The 20,524-nt window shown below is 27.6% G+C and carries 21 protein-coding genes and 1 other annotated feature; of the genes, 6 read left to right on the forward strand and 15 right to left on the reverse strand.

What is annotated here, in order from left to right; all coding sequences use genetic code 11:
- Window positions 1-203: 203 nt before the first annotated feature.
- From JJC01_13340 to JJC01_13360, 5 genes are all read right to left on the reverse strand, one after another.
- A complete protein-coding gene (locus JJC01_13340; GenBank protein UDN57150.1) occupies window positions 204-2,768 on the reverse strand; it encodes an ABC transporter permease in 2,565 nt (854 codons plus the stop codon).
- Window positions 2,769-3,446, reverse strand: a complete 678-nt coding sequence (locus JJC01_13345; protein UDN57151.1) for an ABC transporter ATP-binding protein — start codon at window positions 3,444-3,446, stop codon at window positions 2,769-2,771.
- Window positions 3,447-3,525: 79 nt separating this feature from the next.
- Window positions 3,526-4,776: a HAMP domain-containing histidine kinase gene (locus JJC01_13350; GenBank protein ID UDN57152.1), complete on the reverse strand. Its 1,251-nt coding sequence runs from the start codon at window positions 4,774-4,776 to the stop codon at window positions 3,526-3,528.
- Window positions 4,763-5,467 (reverse strand): response regulator transcription factor, encoded by a 705-nt coding sequence (locus JJC01_13355; protein ID UDN57153.1) that lies wholly within the window; start codon window positions 5,465-5,467, stop codon window positions 4,763-4,765. Before JJC01_13355 ends, JJC01_13350 begins: the two co-directional genes overlap by 14 nt.
- 268 nt (window positions 5,468-5,735) lie before the next feature.
- On the reverse strand, window positions 5,736-6,191 hold the full coding sequence (locus JJC01_13360; GenBank protein UDN57154.1) for a hypothetical protein: 456 nt from the start codon (window positions 6,189-6,191) through the stop codon (window positions 5,736-5,738).
- A 206-nt stretch (window positions 6,192-6,397) separates the two neighbouring features.
- Here JJC01_13360 and JJC01_13365 point away from each other — a divergent pair, with 206 nt between their 5' ends.
- The 3 genes from JJC01_13365 to JJC01_13375 all read left to right on the forward strand — a co-directional run bounded on the left by JJC01_13365 (window position 6,398) and on the right by JJC01_13375 (window position 8,472).
- On the forward strand, window positions 6,398-6,787 hold the full coding sequence (locus JJC01_13365) for a GntR family transcriptional regulator (GenBank protein ID UDN57155.1): 390 nt from the start codon (window positions 6,398-6,400) through the stop codon (window positions 6,785-6,787).
- Window positions 6,780-7,877 carry a DUF1648 domain-containing protein gene (locus tag JJC01_13370; protein UDN57156.1) on the forward strand — a complete coding sequence of 366 codons (1,098 nt, stop codon included), beginning with the start codon at window positions 6,780-6,782 and terminating at the stop codon, window positions 7,875-7,877. The genes JJC01_13365 and JJC01_13370 overlap by 8 nt, the downstream gene beginning before the upstream one ends.
- Before the next feature lie 118 nt (window positions 7,878-7,995).
- Window positions 7,996-8,472 carry an HD domain-containing protein gene (locus JJC01_13375; protein ID UDN57157.1) on the forward strand — a complete coding sequence of 159 codons (477 nt, stop codon included), beginning with the start codon at window positions 7,996-7,998 and terminating at the stop codon, window positions 8,470-8,472.
- A gap of 118 nt (window positions 8,473-8,590) precedes the next feature.
- Here JJC01_13375 and JJC01_13380 read toward each other — a convergent pair whose 3' ends face one another.
- Window positions 8,591-9,142 (reverse strand): tryptophan transporter, encoded by a 552-nt coding sequence (locus tag JJC01_13380; protein ID UDN57158.1) that lies wholly within the window; start codon window positions 9,140-9,142, stop codon window positions 8,591-8,593.
- Window positions 9,143-9,312: 170 nt separating this feature from the next.
- Window positions 9,313-9,579 (reverse strand) — a binding site (T-box leader).
- 146 nt (window positions 9,580-9,725) lie between these two features.
- On the opposite strand from JJC01_13380, the gene JJC01_13385 reads away from it, so the two are divergent.
- From JJC01_13385 to JJC01_13395, 3 genes are all read left to right on the forward strand, one after another.
- Window positions 9,726-10,193 (forward strand): pyridoxamine 5'-phosphate oxidase family protein, encoded by a 468-nt coding sequence (locus tag JJC01_13385; GenBank protein UDN57159.1) that lies wholly within the window; start codon window positions 9,726-9,728, stop codon window positions 10,191-10,193.
- A 298-nt stretch (window positions 10,194-10,491) separates the two neighbouring features.
- Window positions 10,492-11,211: a hypothetical protein gene (locus JJC01_13390; GenBank protein ID UDN57160.1), complete on the forward strand. Its 720-nt coding sequence runs from the start codon at window positions 10,492-10,494 to the stop codon at window positions 11,209-11,211.
- Window positions 11,212-11,455: 244 nt separating this feature from the next.
- Window positions 11,456-12,058, forward strand: coding sequence for a TetR/AcrR family transcriptional regulator (locus JJC01_13395; GenBank protein UDN57161.1), 603 nt, complete (start codon window positions 11,456-11,458; stop codon window positions 12,056-12,058).
- A gap of 342 nt (window positions 12,059-12,400) precedes the next feature.
- Here the strand turns inward: JJC01_13395 and JJC01_13400 are convergent, their stop codons facing one another.
- From JJC01_13400 to folB, 9 genes are all read right to left on the reverse strand, one after another.
- Window positions 12,401-12,922, reverse strand: coding sequence for a GNAT family N-acetyltransferase (locus JJC01_13400; GenBank protein ID UDN57162.1), 522 nt, complete (start codon window positions 12,920-12,922; stop codon window positions 12,401-12,403).
- 142 nt (window positions 12,923-13,064) lie between these two features.
- A complete protein-coding gene (locus JJC01_13405) occupies window positions 13,065-13,646 on the reverse strand; it encodes an NAD(P)H-dependent oxidoreductase (GenBank protein UDN57163.1) in 582 nt (193 codons plus the stop codon).
- 62 nt (window positions 13,647-13,708) lie between these two features.
- Complete coding sequence (locus JJC01_13410; GenBank protein ID UDN57164.1) at window positions 13,709-14,806, reverse strand: Nif3-like dinuclear metal center hexameric protein; 1,098 nt, start codon at window positions 14,804-14,806, stop codon at window positions 13,709-13,711.
- Window positions 14,807-14,819: 13 nt separating this feature from the next.
- Window positions 14,820-15,509 carry an SAM-dependent methyltransferase gene (locus JJC01_13415; GenBank protein ID UDN57165.1) on the reverse strand — a complete coding sequence of 230 codons (690 nt, stop codon included), beginning with the start codon at window positions 15,507-15,509 and terminating at the stop codon, window positions 14,820-14,822.
- A gap of 148 nt (window positions 15,510-15,657) precedes the next feature.
- Window positions 15,658-16,824, reverse strand: coding sequence for an RNA polymerase sigma factor RpoD (gene rpoD / locus JJC01_13420; GenBank protein UDN57166.1), 1,167 nt, complete (start codon window positions 16,822-16,824; stop codon window positions 15,658-15,660).
- Window positions 16,825-16,841: 17 nt separating this feature from the next.
- Window positions 16,842-18,629, reverse strand: a complete 1,788-nt coding sequence (locus JJC01_13425; protein UDN57167.1) for a DNA primase — start codon at window positions 18,627-18,629, stop codon at window positions 16,842-16,844.
- Window positions 18,630-18,892: 263 nt separating this feature from the next.
- Window positions 18,893-19,678: a 3-deoxy-7-phosphoheptulonate synthase gene (aroF, locus tag JJC01_13430; protein ID UDN57168.1), complete on the reverse strand. Its 786-nt coding sequence runs from the start codon at window positions 19,676-19,678 to the stop codon at window positions 18,893-18,895.
- On the reverse strand, window positions 19,659-20,165 hold the full coding sequence (gene folK, locus JJC01_13435) for a 2-amino-4-hydroxy-6-hydroxymethyldihydropteridine diphosphokinase (GenBank protein ID UDN57169.1): 507 nt from the start codon (window positions 20,163-20,165) through the stop codon (window positions 19,659-19,661). Before folK ends, aroF begins: the two co-directional genes overlap by 20 nt.
- Window positions 20,158-20,523, reverse strand: coding sequence for a dihydroneopterin aldolase (gene folB / locus JJC01_13440; protein UDN57170.1), 366 nt, complete (start codon window positions 20,521-20,523; stop codon window positions 20,158-20,160). The genes folK and folB overlap by 8 nt, the downstream gene beginning before the upstream one ends.
- Between the last annotated feature and the right edge of the window lies 1 nt (window position 20,524).

Genomic DNA, 20,524 nt, shown 5'->3' on the forward strand with positions numbered 1-20,524 from the left:
AATATAATCAAATATCTTTCTTTATTATCTAAACTCCTACTTTATATAATACCAATTCTTTCTAAATAATTAAATACCTCTAGCAATTTATTTATTAGATTTCTTATATAAATAAAAACCGTTTAATCAGCATAATTATAGTTTATACCAATTAAACGATTTTAATAATATTTTACATATCTATAAATTATTTTTATAGTATTTTATATACTTTCCTTTCTTATATTATCTATTATATTCTCCTTATTTAATTTATTCATAGGTATATATGCTGCTATAAAGGTTATTATAAAAACACTAACTATGCATATGCCAATTGCTGTCCATGGTATAACTGTAGAAAACTCAATTACACCTGAAACTAATTTATTCATAATTAATATCAACCCAATACCAATTGGTACGCCAAACAATAAAGATAAAATACCATAGATAAAACTTTCTAAGTATATCATTTTTCTAAAACCTACAGGAGTAACACCTATTGATTGTATTATTGCTAGTTCTCTTTTTCTTAGATTTATACTTGTACTTATTGTATTTAGTATATTTGTAACACTTACTAGAGATATCACTACTATAAACCCATATACAAAAACTTTAATAGCTTTTAAATTTTGCTTTTCACTTTTGTCACTTGTATTTTCATCATGAAAATTGACATTATTTTTCTTAGCCAAAGACTCTATACTCTTCCTAGTCTGAGCACTTCCCCCTGAGTCAATAAAGACAATACCTTTCTCTAACTTTAAATCCATATTTTCAGCAACCTCATCATAAGTTAAAAATTGCAATCCCATATTTTGATAACCCATTCCTAGACGTTTTTCATCTGTTATACCAAGAATTTTTATGTTTACTTTTTTCTTTGAATCATTTTCGCCAGTATATTCACAAGTTACAGTATCTCCAACTTTGTAATTAGTTAACTCTATTACGCCTTTCTTACCCTTTGATTCAAAGTAACTTTTTCTAACAAATATCACTCCATTTTCTTTAATCGCTCTTTCTTTATCAAAAGAGCCTTTTATTAAGTTTTTTGTTTTATTTTGTATTGCAGTTTCTCCAGGAAAAATTAGTTCGTTGTTGTTAAACTCATATACATAACTATCTCCAACCTTACGTTGTTGATAATAATCCTTAATTAGATTTTCTTTAGATTTATTTATTTTATCCTTATCTACTCCTATAGAAATATACTCTCCTACAGCTACTTCAAAGTTTTTTATTCCAGATATATTTTTTAGTTTATTTATAGTATCATCCATAGACTTAGATATTTGTCTTGAACTTAAATATAAATCGTAGTTTCTTTGAGAATTTCTGATTTCTTCACCTTTTAAGAAATTCGCCATAAATCCGCTAAAAGATATAAATATTACTATACTTACTATTAAAGAAAAAAGTGTCACAATAAATTTCTTTCTATTTCTTCTTACACTTTTATATGCAAGTACACCTTCTGTTCCAAAAACTAATTTAATAAGTTTCGAATTTTTAACCTTACCTACTTTGTAATCTCCACTACTCCTTATTACACTAAGAGGAGAAATATTAGAGGCTGTTATTGCAGGTAGGAGAATTGATATAAAAATTGTAAGTAAAACAATTATTATACTGATAATTATTATTAATGGATTATATACTATTTGTAAACCCATCTGTGATACAACTGATTCTGTAAGATATTTATTTATAGCTTTAAATACTAAATCTATAGCTACTGTTCCAGACAATAGTCCTATTGGTATTCCAATACAGCTAATTATAATACCTTCAATAAAAACTAATCTTTTAATTTGATTAGTAGTAGCTCCTATAGAATTTAATATTCCAAACTGCTTTTTTCGTTCAGTTATAGAAATACTAAAAGAATTATATACTGTAGCAATTGTACATATAATTACTAAAATAGTTACCATAGTAATTATAGCTTTTATAGAACTATTTATATTTGCATACTTACTAGCTCCTTGTAATCTCAATAAATGTTCATTGTATTTTATCATTTCAGAGTTTGATGCTTTATCTTTATTTGTATATATATTATTACTTATTTTTCTTGTTATTTCATATATATCTTTAGGATTTTTTGCTGTTATTGATATATTCACTGTCTCTTTATTATTATCTATAGGATTAAAGTAAGTTAAACCAGTAGCAACTTGGTCAGTGAGTTCAAATCCTGGCCTTTTGATTATACCTACAATTTTAAATGTCTTTTCTTTTTCATTGGCAATATAATCACCTTCATGAAATACACTCATATCATCAATTTTTTTGTTATTACTATCAAACATATCACCTACTTTTAAGGTTATCTTATCTCCTATTTTTAGCTTTTTCTCCATAAGATTAACTATGTTTTCACTTAAAATAATTTCTCCATCTTTATCTGGAAATCTACCTTCTTTTATAGAAACTCTATATCCTTCCATAGCATTTTTATCATATTGCTTAACGCTTAATATACCATTTACAGTATCTTCTATTCTAGAGTATCCAAGTTGATTAGTAAGTGCATAACTTTTTATTTCAGCCGATTTTGTTGCATAGTCTATATTTTTTTTGTTTACATTGTAGAATTTAGCATGAAAACTCCCATCATTTTTTATGGTTTCTCTTATTTGATAATCCATAAAACTTTCAAATATGTTACCTATACCACAAATTAGAGCAGTGGAAAGTATTATTCCAATTATAGTTACAATAGTTCGTCTTTTATTTTGTTTTAAATATCTAACAGTTAGAGATGTATATAGATTCATTTATATCACCTCATCACTTTTTATAATTCCATCTTCTATGCCTATAATTCTATCCGCCTGAAGTGCTATATTTTTGTCATGAGTTATCATTATTAATGTTTGATTATATTTTTTCACTGATAATTTTAATAACTCTAGTATTTCTTTTGAGTTTTTGCTATCTAGATTACCTGTTGGTTCATCTGCTAATACTATAGATGGTCTATTAATTAAGGCACGTCCTATAGATGTTCTTTGTTGTTGACCTCCTGATAATTGATTAGGAAGATGATTTTCTCTGTTGCTTAGACCCAATGTTTTCATCAAATCATTCAAGTATTCTTTATCAATCTTTCTATTATCAAGCTCTGCTGGAAGTAATATATTTTCTTTGACATTTAAAACTGGAATCAGATTATAGAATTGATATATAAGACCTATATTTCTTCTTCTAAAGATTGCCAAATCCTTAGTTTTTAGATTATATATATCTACATCATTTATATAAACCTTACCACTAGTAGGTCTATCAACACCTCCTAATAAATGTAATAATGTACTCTTTCCACTTCCGCTTGGACCTGTTATTGCTATAAACTCACCTTTTTCTATAGACAAGCTTACATTTTTTATTGCATCGACTTTTGTTTCATTTTTACCATAACTTTTAGTCAGATTTTCTACTCTTAAAATTTCCATAACTACCTCCAATATTTATATTCTATACTTCATATATTAGACTCAAGCTATTACTATAAAGTGAATTAAATATTACAGATTAGTCACTATTATCATCATATATCTTATGAAATGCTATATGAAATTCAGTTCCTTTACCTTTTTCACTATTTACATAAATATCTCCATTTTGGCTTTCTATTATGGATTTTGCCATTGCAAGCCCTATACCTACACTATCCTCTTTTGAACTACTTTTCCCTCTATAGAAACGTTTAAAAATATGTGGTATATCTTTTTTATCTATACCTTCACCATCATCTTTTATTATTAACTCTGAAAATAATGGATTTTCTTTGTAAATTATACTTATATTTCCAAACTCAGGAGTATGTTCTATACAATTTTTTATTATATTTACTAAAGCCTCAACTGACCAATCAATATCACCAACATAAGATACATTACCATTGCCTTCTATACTTAACTTTTGGTTTTTAATCTCCATAGGTATTTTCATTGGTTGGATTGCTCTATGTATAAGTTCACTAAACTTTATTTTTTCTCTCTTAAACTTTATAACTTTAGCTTCTACTTTTGATAATTTAAGCATACTTTTAATCAACCAATCCATACGATTTAGTTGATTTTTTATCTTGTCTAAAAAATCTATTTTCACTTCATATGGTACATCATTATATAATAAATCACTTAGTATGATTAAGGAAGTCATGGGAGTTTTTAACTGATGTGATATATCTGAAATTGTATTATTTAAAAATATTTTTTCTGAATTTAAAAGTTCAACTTTTTCATTAAGAATTGTTGTCATCTTCAATAGCTCTGTTTTTAAAAGACCTATCTGCCCTTCTTGATTTCTATTTTTCATATCAAATTCTTTTCCTTCTGAACTATAGTAAACATACTTAGTCATATCTGATAAATCATTATATATAGTTCTAAAATATTTAAGTATCAACATAAATATCATCATAAAAATTATACAAACTAAGATTATATTTATTTTTATAGTGTTTGAAAGTAATTTGGAAGTAAGAGGCTCAGAATTTATTCTAATAGTTTTGTCATAGTTATACTTACTTAATATTTTCTCACCAAATTCTACATTTTGCATGGACTTTCCTTGTGTTATTATATCTACGATATCACTTTCTAGTTTTGGATACTTGTTAACTAAGGTTCCTATTATAGCTTGATTATTTTTTACAATCATATTTTTAGTTGTATTTATATTGATTATACCAAATCCAATTGATATAAGAATTACCATCAACATTAAAATAATATATTTACTAAAAAAGTTCTTTACTTCAGGATTATATAGAAACATTATTTTCACTTCCTATCCATTTATAACCTAGTCCTCTTACAGTTTCTATGTAAATTGGTTTACATAAGTCATCTCCTATTTTTTCTCTAAGTCTTTTTATATAAACAGTTAAAGTATTATCACTAACAAAATCATAAGTTACATCCCAAAGCTTTTCTAATATTTGAGTTCTACTCAAAACTGTATTTTTATTCTGTATAAGAATTAAAAGAAGCTTATATTCAACAGATGTCAGAAATATTTCTTTGTTATTTTTATATACTCTAGCTTCTAATGTATATATATTTAAATCTCTATATTTAAGTATCTTCTTATTTTCTTCTGTAGCGTCACCTTTTCTTCTTAAAACAGCTTTTATTCTCGATATTAATTCTCTAATTCTAAAAGGTTTTGTTATATAGTCATCTCCACCTATATCAAGACCCAGTACAATGTTTACTTCTTCATCACAAGCAGTTAAAAATATTATGGGAATCTGAGAAAACTTTCTTACATACTCACAAAATTCATATCCTGTTCCATCTGGTAACATTACATCCAATAGTACCATACTATATTCATTAGAAGATATCATTTCTTTTCCACTTGATAAATCCTTTGATATATCTACACTAAATCCCTCTTGCTCCAATGCATACTTTATTCCAAAAGAGATAGTACTGTCATCCTCAACTATCAATAACTTTAACATAACTATTTCCCTTCTTAACATTTTAATTTTAAACTATTTACATATACAACTTTTATTATACACAATTGTTTTAGATACTAAAATATATTTAGAATTACAAAATAGTCACAAACAATTACTAAAAAACATAAAAATAAAAATGCAAGTTGACACTTAACTATTTTGAAAATAGTATAGATTTTTCTCAAGTTAAGCTACAACTCACATTTTAGATATTTAATTTTATATAAACTGGTATTCTCATCTGTTTAACTATTTAAAGCTTACTTTATTCTTCCTCATATTTTTTATATTCTTCTTCTTTATAAATATTATTTTTTTTGTCATCTTCATGTAAATCAATGTCTTTTTTATCATTTTTAACACTATTTACATAATGCATCATTTCTTCTTGAGAAACATGTGGACAATTTTCACAATTTATTCTTCTTGAATTAAATTCTCTTACTTTTTTTTTTAATTCTTCATATTCATAATCTTGTTTTTTATCACTACAATCACATTCATAACCAAACTCATCATATTTATAGTCATTGTATTGATTATTTCCATAATACTCTGTATCAATCATTTGAGACATTTGAGATTTAGATTTAATGTTTTTTATCATCCTATAAGTTGCATATGCACCCACTCCTGTAATCACGGCTCCTGCAAACATCATTGGCTTACTCATTCCATCATCTTTTTTATTCATTTGTCTTTTAATTAAATATGTTAACATATTTTTTCTCCTTTCTGATTTCTATTTATAGATAGTATCTGTATTATTTTGATAAAAATTATGTTATTTTTAAATTACAATTTTTACAAATAATATAAATCATCTTGCAGAATATAAATTTATATTTTGTACTTGATAATGTTTTTTGTGTTATACTATATATATAACAAGTATTTTTATTTATAACGATATTATGGAGGTTTTTTATGATTTTAAATTTAGATTTTAATAGTGATAAGTCTATTTATGTACAAATTAAAGAAGAGATAACTAAAGCTATAGCTTCAGGAGAATTAAAAATAAATGAATCACTTCCATCTGTAAGAAGTATGGCTGAAAATATTGGTGTAAATCTACATACTGTAAATAAGTCTTATAATGAACTAAAAGAAGAAGGATTTTTAAATATTGATAGGCGAAAAGGTGCAATTGTAGCTCAACTTCCAATGGAAACAGAAAATTCAACTCGCCAAAAAAATAGAATTGATTTAGAACTTTTAGTAGCAAAATCTTATTTATCAGGTATCAATAAAGAAGAGTTCTTGACGTTAAGTAAAAATCTATTTGATAAGTATGAGGTGAAATACTATGAATAAGATTGAATGTTTATTTACAATATTTTCAACCTTAATTTTGATGTATGCTACTTTTTATTTTATGCCACATCTTATTGGTAAAAATCACATTTATGGTGTTTCTATAAACCAAGAACATAGAAACTATCCTGATTTTATAATACTTGATAAAAAATTTAAAAAACTTTTATCTATAGGATTCATTGTGATTTTTATTTTAGTTTTAGCTCTAGTTTTTATGTTTGATAAAATAGAATTTTCTTATTCTATTAGTATTATAGGGTTTTTACTATATGAAAGTATATTATATATCTATATTCATAAAGAAGTTAAAATGACTAAATCCAAGTTTTTCACTGAATTAAGTCAGATAAGTGCAGACTCAAAATTGGTAATAGATATGGATTTTATAAATGAAAAAAATAAAATAATAAAAAAATTTAAGATATTGTATTTAATACCAGTATTACTTACTTTTGGAATAAGTATTTTTATATTGCTTAACTATAATCAATTACCAGATTTAATTACTACGCACTCTACTATAACAGGAAAACCTGATGGATTTATGAAAAAATCCTATCTTGGTGTGTTTAAATTAATAGGTCTTGAGTTTTGTATAATGATTTTATTATATATAACTTCTATTGGAGCTATAAAAGCGAGAATTAAAGTAGATACAAATAAAATTGAAGAAAGTAAAACTAAAAACATTAAATATCTAAATAAAATTGGTTATTTGTTTTTTATATTGATGATTATGATGATAGTACAATTCTTTATCGTTTTTTTATCATTAAAAACAAATTCAAATTTATTAACTGTTATAAATATAATAATGCTTTTAGTTATAATTTATTTAATGGTAACATATATTAATTCTCCAAATTTAAAATCCAATTCTTCTTATACTCCAGACAATGATGAAAAGTACTGGATAGGAGGTATTATATATAATAATCCAAACGACCCATCATTTATGGTTGATAAAAGATTTGGCATAGGATGGACTATAAATTTGGGAAATCCGATTGGAAAGATATTATATATTCTTATAGCTATATTTTTAATTTTTTCACTTTTTAGTGTTATAAAATCTCTTTTACTTTAAATACCATAAAAGGTATCTTACTTGTATTATTGGGTATTATATTTTGTAAGATAAGAAATATTTCATATTATCATTGAAATATAGTATTTATATATTACTAGGAATGGAGATTTGCATAATGTTGTCAAAAACTGAAATTAAATACTTTAATGATTGTGCTTCTGAGATACTTTCATCTGAAAAAGTACAACTTATGAGAACATTTCCTCATCATGGCAATGTTTCATGTCTTGAACATAGTTTATCAGTAGCATATTATAGTTATCTATTATGTAAAAAATTGCATTTAAATGTTGAAATTCAAAGCGTTATTAGAGGGGCTCTACTGCATGATTTTTTTCTTTATGACTGGCATTATAAAGGTGATAGAAAGGGATTACATGGTTTTACTCATCCTAAAGAAGCACTAAAAAACGCAAATTTATTCTTTCAAATAAATGAAAAAGAAACAGACATTATTTTAAAGCATATGTGGCCACTTACTGTTAGACCTCCTAGATACAAAGAAGCATTAATTGTTTGCTTATTAGATAAATTTTGTTGTCTAGTTGAGACTCTAAGAATACACTCACTACTCTCTCCTTATCACATATAAAATAGGTCTTTGATATTGTTATAATTTAATTTAAAAAGAGGTATTAAGATTACATTTAACTTAATACCTCTTTATTAATTTATTATTTATTTTTGTCATATGCTTATAAAATATAATCTTATCCTTGATAACTTATTCTTCTTATAGAGATACTTACTACTTTAAATAATAACATACCAGCTATTAAGTTTATCAATATTGCTGGTACCACTGCTACCATAAATAACGCTGTGAATGAACCTCCAGGAAGACCTACTATAGCTTGAGCAACTAGTAAAAATAGAGTTCCACTTATAACTGTCCCTACTGGGAATATTATTGTTGCAGCTATTAAATCTTGTTTTTTACTGTTCAATTTTTTCATAAATGGTAATTTATAAATTATATACATTATCATGAACATTATATTTATTGTAATAGTTTTATCAAGTATATTTGGAATCTGACCACCTGGGAATTTAGTTGTTAATGCTGCAAATATTCCTGTTACAATTCCTGCTACCAAACAAATCTTATAATCATCCTTATTTAGTATCATTATTATAAACATCATTGCTAGTGATATATCTGGTTGCATTGGAAGTCCTATAGCAGGTGTAAGTTGATGTATCAATAATCCCATAGCTAAAAGTATTGCATTTAAAGTTAATTTTTTTGTATTTGTTTTCATTGTAATATTTCCCCCTAATTTGTTTAATATTTATTTCATTTTCGTTCCAATTTTCCATATCATTCTCTTTAGCTTTAGAAGTTCATAACATCTCTCTCACCACCTTTTATTTTAAATTATATAATTTCTTTATTAATAGTTTTTGCAAAATAAAAAACTCCGTCCTAAATCAATAGGACGGAGATTATCCGCGTTGCCACCTAAATTATATAAAAAATAAGCTTAAAACTTAATTCTTATATATCTCATTATCAAGTACTTACATACCCTATTCGCTGTAACGTGCGACTGACGATAAAGTCTACTCTCATAAAAATATGATTTCAATTTATTCCTCTAAGGTCCATTCACTATATTCCTTCTTGCTAAGATTCCACCATCCTCAGCTCTCTATGTTGAAGCTAAACATAATTACTCTTCCTTGTCATAGGATTTTTAATTTGCTGTTGCTATTATAATATTCTAAATTTTTATAATTGTCAACTGTATTTTTTATTTTATTTAAAATTTACAAAAAGTGTAGAATAATTTTTATAAATGCTTTAAACTTTTATTTAAATATTGAATTAGGAAGGATGATATTATGTTTAGAGAAATGAGATTAAAAAAGAGAGAAATGACAAAAGAAGATACTATAGAAGTATTAAAAAATGGTGAATTTGGTACTTTTTCTACTATAAGTGAAAATGGCTATCCTTATGGAGTTGCTGTAAATTATGTATACTTTAATGATTCTGTATATTTTCATTGTGCAAGAAGTGGACATAAATTAGATAATATCTCAGCAAATAACAAGGTTTCTTTCTTAGTAGTAGCTAATGAAAGTGTTCTTCCAGATAAATTTAGTACTACATATGCTAGCGCTGTAGTATTTGGAAAAGCTTCAACAGTAGACAATGAGGAAAAGAAAAATGCTCTTGTAGAAATAATAAAAAAATATTCTAAGGGCTTTATTGAAGAAGGTATGAAGTACATAGAAAAAGATATAAATTTGACAACTGTAGTTAAAATAGAAATATACCATATTTCTGGTAAAGCTTCTCGTTTATAATAATCTAATACGATATAATAAAGTGGCTATATGTATGGTCACTTTAAATATATTTATTTATCATTATTTTTATTAATTGAAAATGCTCAAAACACTTTAAGAAACTTCCTCAATACCTATGTAGATACAACACAAAGTTACTTGTATCCAAGCTGACATAAATTTTTCCATACCCATATAAAAACTTGAAAATAATACAGTCATATATGTCAAATATCAACATAAATTACTTACTTTTTTTGCCATTAAAACTATCAAAAAAAGTAAGTAATTATTGAAAGAGAGGTTGAAAATAATTATGAAATTCAAGAAAAAACCAAAGTTTTTACTCCTCATTACATTTTTAATAATAACTATATTATCAACAGGAGCAACAGCTTTAGAAATCCATACATCATCACAAGTACATGGTGATAGTGATATCAGCAATAGAGGAAATTTCAATACCTCTGCTAATTCCAAGGTAGGTGCAGACTCACAAAAAAGCAGTGATAGCTTACCTCACAATGCACAAAACCTTAATGTTTCTTTAGACATCTGCAATGGAGGAGTAGAAATACTACCAACCTCATCCAACAAAATAATAGCAAATTACAACAACCAATACTACAATATTAAAATGATAGAACAAAACGGAAAATGGGTTGTATCTATATCAGGAAAAACAGCTAAAATGGGCAATTCTAGCTATGTTCAACTCCATATTCCAAATATAAAATGCAATATGGATGTAAATGTGCTTGATGGTAGCTTTAGTTATGATTTACCCGAAAATTGTATTGATGCAATAAATGTTACTTCAAAAGATTCAAGTATAGAATTTACTTCAAAAAATCAATACAAAAATAGCACTATTTCTCTATCCGCAACAGATAAAGAATTTCTTAAATATGGTCTAATTAATTATCCAGACTATTTTACTAAGATGAATAAAGGATTTGAATATAAGAATGGTACGAGAAAAAATCAAATTGACATTTCGCTAACAGGATTTACTAATGTTGATTTTAGAGATTAAAACATAAAAAATTGAAGACTTTAGCCTTCTTTTTCTTTGACTTTCTGTATTCATATTTATATTTTATTGTTTATTTTTCCTTTTGGATATGAGTACATATATCATAGCACTAGGTAAAATTGAACATATTACTCATCCACAAATAATAATTATAAGAACATTATTCTTTTTATTATTGACGTTATTTATACATTGTGATATTCTTTAAGCAAAACACCATTCTGTTTAAGGGAGGATTAAATAAATGGCACGAAAACCTATTTTAGAAGGTGGTAAAAGAGAAGAAATACTTAAATGCGCTTTACAGTTGTTTCTAAAAAACGGTTATGAAAGCACCTCTATTCGCATGATATTAAATGAGGTTGGTGGAGAAGTTGGAATGTTCTACCATTACTTTTCTTCCAAACAAGAATTATTTGATGAAGCCTTAAGACTCTTCATGAAAATGCAAGGAGAGCGAACTTCTAAACTGATGAGTCAGAAATCCGATAAGATTTCCCCACGAATGAGATTGGAACAACTTATAGAATGCTATGACAGCGGAATGGATGAATTTTCGAAATTATCTGATGGAGCTATTCATTGGTCAGTTTTATCATCTATTCACAGCTTAACCTTAGAAGCAATTCTGCCCTCTTTTAGGACAATGATTATTGAAATACTCAGATTAGCAGATAAAAAAGACTTAAGTGAGTCTAAATGGCTTGCGCCATTTGTACTAAAAGGTATCAGTGGATTATTACATGATAAATCATTTGCTGAATTAAGCAAAGAAAAACAGATGCTTTTAATTATAAATTTACTATGCAGAACTTTACAAGTTCCATATAGCTTGTTTGAAGAATAAGAGAATATCGACAATGAACATCTATGTATTAAAATTGAACAATGACATCAAAAGTATATCTGAGAGAAAATGGCATTAAAAACTGATATAAGATTTGGCACTCGTTATTATGAGTAAGCAAAGAAAACTGAGTTAAAAATATAGAAAACACCAACAACTCATAAAAATGTAGTGTTTATACGAGTTTTGGTGTTTTCCTTATTCTTGACTTGCATGAAAATATGATTGGCAAGAATGGGCTGGTATATACCACTCTTTCATGCTTGCCATTTTTAAAAACAGCAAAAATGATGTTTCGTAAAATATCTCAATAAGGCACATATAAATTATACCTACTCTGAATCATAACCCCATTACTGTTCTTCTTAAATACTGATTGAAATTACCATACTCAACTTTTGTCAATGTTTCTGGATAAGACATCAAAATTAACTGATGTCCATTGCATTCTTCATGGTATGGTGGGTGAATATGTTCAAAATCATTTACCTTATATCCAACCCTCTCATAAAAACCTTGTCGCTTGATGGAAATTTTATTAATGGGAGGGTCGATTTCTAGAATAACAGTTTTGCCTCGCTGGTTTAACAGCTCCAAAGCTCTTTTTCCATACTTTTTATTGCGCATTTCAGGATTGATACAGAAATGTTCCACGTAAATAAAATTCTCTGTTTCCCAGCATAAAATGATACCAACCATGTCGTTTTCATCATAAATTAAGTTAAATTGATATTCTTCATGACCCATAATTTCTGCTTGTAAAGATGGGTTTCTCTGTTCATGAAAAGGAAAACTTACATTGTATAACTTTATTGCCTCTAAATACAATTTATCTTCATATGTTCTTAGCCTCTCAAAGCGCATTTTGCTATCCTCCTATTATATAAAACAACCTTCGCACCACATCTTTTTAGTCTAATGAAACTCTAATTAGCTCTTATTTAGATTATAATATCTGTCCAAGTATAAAATGAATTGTAAGGTTAAACCATTGCTGAAAATATATCTATTTTTTATATATACTAAGACTGTTTAGATAATCTCTTATACCAAACTTAACATCATCACTTGGTCTTATATCAGAGTTATCTCCTGCTATATGAAGTATTCCATATGCTGGATGACCTCCTCTTACTGTACATGGAACTGATAAAAGTGTCATCCCCATATGTTGAGCAAATATATTCATTGATTGTAAAGCTAGTTCTCCTCCTCCATGTTGTGAACCTGCAGTAGCAAAACAACCAAATATTTTTCCACTTAAAGGTGCTCCTACCCATACATCAGAAAAACTGTCCATAAACATCTTCATTTGACCAGATACATTTCCATAATATGTTGGTGAACCCATAAATATTGCATCATAATCTAGTAATTCTTTTCCAGATTTAATTACATTTATACTTTCAAATTCATCTTTATGTTCCTTTGAATTTATCAAATAGTACTGAGGAAGTGTTTTTGCAACCTCATCACTTACTTTAAATATATCTACCTCTATATTCATTTCTTCAAGTACCTTTTTATACTCCCTTGCTAATAAATATGTACTTCCACAAACGCTATGAAAAATCACTGCTACTTTCATTTTTATCCCCCTAATCAAAATCAAATTTATTTTTTATATAGTGCTTTTATTATCAAGTACCATTAAATGATACTAAATGGATTTAAATATACATTACTTTTTATTGTTTCAATCTCTTCAAACTCATCCAAAAATCTCTTCATAACATGTTTAAATATATCTTCTGTATCAAAATGTCCACAATCTACCATACATATTCCCATATCAAGTGCATCTTGTGCCTCATGATATTTTACATCACCAGTTATTAGAACATCTGCGCCTTGTCTCTTAGCCTTTTTCACAAACTCAGAACCAGCTCCTGTTACAACAGCAATTTTTGTTATCTCGGTATTAAGACTTCCAACTACCCTTATATGCTTCATATTTAATTTTTCTTTTATTTTATTAGAAAGATTTTCTAATGTTGTACTTTCATCAAGTTTACTTATTCTACCTAATCCAAATGTTTTTCCTTTGTTTTCTAGCTTGTACAAATCATAAGCAACTTCTTCATAAGGATGTGCATCTATCATAGAACTTATCACTCCACCTAAACGCTTCTGTGGTACTACAGTTTCAATTTTAACCTCATTTACACTTTCTATATCATTTATACTTCCAAGAAACGGATTTGAGCCTTCTAATGGCTTAAATTGACCTTCTCCTTCTATCGAAAATGTACAGTTACTATAATTTCCTATATGGCCTGCTCCTGAATTACTTAGTGCCTTTCTCAACACTTCTGAATAATTACATGGAACATATACTGCAAGTTTGTATAAAGTCTCATTTTCAGTGACATCTAAAACTTTTGAGTTATTAAATTCCATAATTTCCATGAAATAATCATTTAGACCATCAAATGCTATGTCAAAATTGGTATGCATAGAATAAAGGGCTATATCATTTTTAATGAGTTTTTGTATAAGTCTACCTTTTAAGTCCGCGCTATTAATCTTATTAATTTTTCCAAATATAAAAGGATGATGTGTAACAATTAAATCAACATTTTGAGATATAGCTTCATTGATTACATTTTCATTGGCTTCTAAGGATACCAGAATCTTCTTTACATCCATATCAAAATCTCCAACTATAAGACCTACATTATCCCAATCTTCAGCTAAGCTTAGAGGATACTTTTTTTCAATTTTTCTAGTAAGACTCTTCAGTAACATATTTACCTCCTATTTATTTTATTAAATTTTCAAGTTTTCTTATTGCTATTTTACTTTCTTCTCTCTTCCTATCTATTTCTTCTCCATGTTTACCTTCTAGTTGATTAACTATAGCACTATATGTTTTTATTTTTTTTTCTACAAAGTCATAAAAAAGAGAATCTTTATTTTCTAAAAGTTTTATTCCAACTTCAAACTGTATCTCATCTTCTATTATAGTATTTTTACCTGTATATTTGGCAACTATTATTTCATATATCCTAAAATCTTCTCTCACTAAAACCTCTGTTAAAATTTCATATCCGTTATTCAGAAGATAGCGTCTAAGCTCTTCTTGAGCCTGCATAGGCTGTAATATCAATTTTTCTATACTATGTGCTACTTCTTTTTTAGCTTCTAGAAGCTCACTTATCAATATACCTCCCATACCAGCAATTATTACTTCTTCAACTTCACCTATTTCTAGTACCTCTATACCAGAACCCAATCGTAAATCGACTTTCTCTAAAAGATTGTTCTGTATGACCTCTTTTCGTGCATTGTCAAGAGGTCCTTTATTAACATCTGCCAACACTGCAAATGGAACTCTTTCCTCCTTTAGCAAATAAACTGGTATGTATCCATGGTCCGTTCCTATATCAGCTATCTTTTTACCATCTGACACCAATGATGCTATTTTTAATAATCTATCTGTTAGTTTCAAAGATATATCTCCTTTCAATCTTTTTATTTGTTCTTGATTTTAAACTAAAACCAAGATAAAAAATAATATAAAATCTCTACCACAAAATAGCCATGAGATATCACTTATCCCATGGCCTTTATTGCAAAAACATTAATGATGTATCTTTTTAATCTAAATAATCTCTAAGTTTTTTTGATCTACTTGGATGTCTTAATTTTCTTAGTGCTTTTGCTTCTATTTGTCTTATTCTTTCTCTAGTTACATCAAACTCTTTTCCAACTTCTTCAAGAGTTCTAGCTCTTCCATCCTCAAGACCAAATCTAAGCTTTAATACCTTTTGCTCTCTATCATTTAATGAGCCAAGTACATCTTCTATTTGTTCTTTAAGTAAAGAATATGCTGCTGCCTCAGCTGGAGCTGGAGCATCATCATCTGGAATAAAATCTCCTAAATGACTGTCCTCTTCTTCGCCTATTGGAGTTTCTAAAGACACTGGGTCTTGAGCTATTTTCATTATCTCTCTTACTTTATCTTCTGTCATTTCCATTTCTTTTGCAATTTCTTCTGGTTTTGGGTCTCTTCCAAGTTCTTGAAGTAGTTGTCTTGATACTCTTATTAATTTATTTATAGTCTCTACCATATGCACTGGTATTCTTATAGTTCTCGCTTGGTCTGCTATAGCACGTGTTATAGCTTGTCTTATCCACCATGTTGCATAAGTACTAAACTTATAGCCCTTTGTATAGTCAAATTTTTCAACAGCTTTTATAAGACCTAAATTTCCTTCTTGTATTAAGTCTAAGAAAAGCATACCTCTACCTACATATCTTTTTGCTATACTTACAACTAGTCTTAAGTTCGCTTCAACTAATCTTTGCTTTGCTATCTCATCACCTTCATGCATTCTTCTAGCAAATTCTACCTCTTCATGTGGCTTAAGTAGAGGAATTTTTCCTATTTCTTTTAAGTACATTCTAACAGGGTCGTCTATACTTATCCCTTTTGGTAAAGATAAATCCACAGTTTCTATTTCTATTGCAGAAGAGTCCTCATGTGAAATTACTTCTGCATCTTCATCTATGTGGCTCATATTTAAATCGTCATCAGTAGCCGAAAAGTCTATATCAGCTTTATAGTTCTTTGTTTCTGTTATTTCTATTCCCAAATTACCTAAAGTTTCATAAAGATTTTCTACCTGATCCTTATCAAGTTCAGTTTCAGAAAAAGCTTCCATTATTTCTGCAAGCGTCAATGAACCTTGCTTTTTTCCTTTTTCTATTAGTGTCTTAGCGGTAACTTTTTTTAACTCTTTTTTATTCGACTTATTTTCCACACTCAAACCTCCTTTCTCTACAAGCTTTTTAAAATTTTATTTATCTCAACTATTTTTAAAGCAATTTCCATAACTTTACCATCTACCTCTTTCATATCATTATTATTTTCTAATTCCTGTTGTTCTTTCAACAAGTTATTAATTTGTTCTTCTAATGAGTTCTTTCTGATATTTGTTATTATTCCTTCTATTTCTTTTGTGTTCTCTAAGTTTATACTATTCAAAGAAATTGAATTTAATTCTTTTAAGTATTCTTCGGATATGTTTAAACTTTTCAATTTGTCAATAGTTATTTTGTCCAATTCTTGATTTTTAATCATGTAATTTAAAATTTCTTTACTTTCATTCAATAAAAAATCACTTTCTTCTACTTTAAGTAGAGCTATTTCTCTAATTTTTTTGTCTTCTAACATTATTTTTATTAGAGTTTCTTCAACTAATTGTTTTCCATCTTGTCTAACTTCGACTTTTTCAATTACTTTTTCTTCTATCTTTTTCTGGTTTTTATTATATGGCTTATTGTAGTTTTTACCATACACTTCCCTTTTTATAGACTCGACATTAATATCTATTTGATTACTTAAATATTTTGTATAAAAATCAATTTCTACAGGACTTGTCAATTGTTTTATAATCTTAGAAGCTTCTTTTGCAAACTTCACTCGTTCTTCATCTTTTTGAATATTGAATTCTTTTTTAAGATGATCTATTTTATATTTTATGTAGTGAGTAGAAACATCCATTGCCTTTTTATAATCACTAAGTCCGTACTTTCTTACAAATTCATCTGGGTCTTTAGAGTCTTTCAAATCCAAAACTTTTACAGTAATACCTAATTTAATAAGTATATCTATAGCTCTTAAAGTCGCTTTTATTCCAGCTTCATCAGAGTCATAAGATATAATAGCAGTATCCGCATATCTTTTTATTAAAATACCTTGTTGTTCAGTCAAGGCTGTTCCAAGGGTTGCTACTACATTTCTTATACCATACTGATAAAGTGAAATTAAATCCATATATCCTTCAACTAAGACTATAGTTTTATTATCTAAATTTTTTCTAGCAAAATTTAGTCCATATAAGTTTTGTTTTTTATTAAAAATTAATGTGTCTGGAGAATTTAAGTATTTTGGTAAAGAATCATCTAGTACTCTTCCTCCAAATCCAATTATATTTCCTCTATAATCAAATATAGGAAACATAACTCTATTTCTAAATTTATCATAGCAATTAGTTCCATCTCTATTTCTTGCAATTAGACCGCACTCCAATAAATCTTGTTTTGTATACCCTTTATTAATAAGAGCATTCATAAGAGAATTCCATGAATCCAAAGAAAATCCTAGACCAAATTTTTTAATTATTTTATCATCTAATCCTCTAATCCTTAAATATTCATACCCAAGATTTTTACTTCCCAATAAGTTTGAAAGATAAAATCTAGCAGCTTCTGTATGAATATCTTGAAACTTTTTAGATTTCTCTATTTTCATTCTAGTTTCTTCATTCATGTTGGTATTAATTTCTATACCACATTTATTTGCTAAAATTTTTACAGCATCCATAAAATCTAAATTTTCCATTTGCATGACAAAATTTATCACATCTCCACCTTCACCACAACCAAAACACTTATAAATTTGTTTTGATGTATTTATATAAAAAGATGGAGTTTTTTCTCCATGAAATGGACATAATCCTTTATAATTAGCTCCAGATTGTTTTATATTCATATATTCAGATATTATACTTGCTATATCACATCTAGCTTTTATTTCTTCGATAACGTCTTTTATATCATTCATATTATCACCTTCTGGTGTAATTTTTTGTGTTAACATTTCTATTCTACACTATATTCTAAATTTGTCAATCACTCAATATACAGAATTCGACTTTTTTTATTGATATCCTTCTTATTAATCAAAAAATTTTTATTTTTTATGTTAATTACATCAATATTAGATTTTTATTTATGTCAAATAATCTAACTATTAAATTATATATCTATTATCTTATAAATTTACATCAAAACTATCACGAATAAAAAAGAGGCTCTTGCCTCTTTTTAATAAACACTAATTGATTTCATCAAATCTTCAAATTCATCAAAGCAGAGAGATTGAATCCCATCTGATAGAGCATTTTCTGGGTCTGGATGAACTTCTACCATTATTCCATCTGCTCCACATGCAAGTGATGCCATTGACATAGGTTTTACTAAATATCTAACTCCAGTAGCATGACTTGGGTCTACTACAACAGGAAGTCCCGTTTCTTTTTGAATAATCGGTACAGCCGCTAAGTCTAATGTATTTCTAGTATAATCATTGTATGTTCTTATACCTCTCTCACACATTATAATGTTACTATTTCCTTCTATTGCTATATATTCTGCTGCACCTATCCATTCAGTAATTGTTGATGCGATTCCTCTTTTTAACATAACAGGCTTATTTTGTTTTCCGATTTCACTTAAAAGAGTAAAGTTTTGCATATTTCTTGAGCCAATTTGAATTATATCACTGATACTATATAATTCATCCATATCTCTTATATCCATAAGTTCTGTAATAACAGCTATCCCAACCTCTTCTTTAACTGCTTTTAATATTTCAAGACCTTCTTTTTTTAATCCCTGAAATGAGTTTGGTGATGTTCTTGGCTTATATGCTCCTCCTCTTAAAATATTTGCACCATGACTTTTTACAAATTTAGCAGTCTTTAAAAGTTGCTCATAACTTTCTATTGCACATGGCCCAGCTATTACAAGTTTATCTTCTTTTACAGTTATTTCTTTATCATTTGTATTTATCACTATCTTTGAATTATCATTAAATAGGTTTTTTCTCATAACCTACAAGCTCCTTTACTTCTTCTATTTCTTTAGCAGATAGGAGATTTAAATATTCTTTTATTGATTTTTTATTTATTAAAAGTTCCTCATTCAAATCCATAAGTGGTATCAAAACAAAAGCTCTATCTTGAATCCTTGGATGTGGTATTAGTAATCTTTCATCAGTTGAAACTACATCATTAAAAAATAGTATATCTACATCAATAGTTCTTGGACCCCAATGTACTATTCTCTCTCTATGCAATTCTTCTTCTATTTTTTGACAATATTCTAACAACTCATAAGGTTCAAACTCTGTTTCTATCTCTACACACATATTTAGAAAATCTGCTTGTTCTGTATATCCCCATGGCTTTGTTTCATATAATTTTGATTCTTTTACTTCATATATAGAATCACTATCTCTCAAAAGTTCACATGCTTTTGATAGATTATCAAATCTATTGCCCATATTCGTCCCTATTCCCAAATAAGCCTTATTCATCTCTTGTTCTCCTTATCTCAACACCAAAGTAGTCATAAATTCCATTTACAGGAGCTTCTGGCTTTCTAACTCTAACCATAACTCCATTTACAAGGTTAAATTTATTTAAGACTTCTTCAGCAATATTCTCTGCCAAAGCCTCCAAAAGATTAAATTGTTTATTTTCTGTAATATCCTTAACAACACTATAAACTTCAGCATAGTTTACAGATTTATTTATATCATCACTAAGTCCTGCTTCTCTTGAATCAACATAAAGTTCCATGTCGACAAAAAATTTCTGACCTAGAAAATTTTCTTCTTTAAGCACACCATGATATCCATAGAATCCTAGATTACTAAGTAATATTTTATCCATT

Source organism: Clostridioides sp. ES-S-0010-02 (assembly GCA_020641055.1).
Taxonomy (GTDB): domain Bacteria; phylum Bacillota; class Clostridia; order Peptostreptococcales; family Peptostreptococcaceae; genus Clostridioides.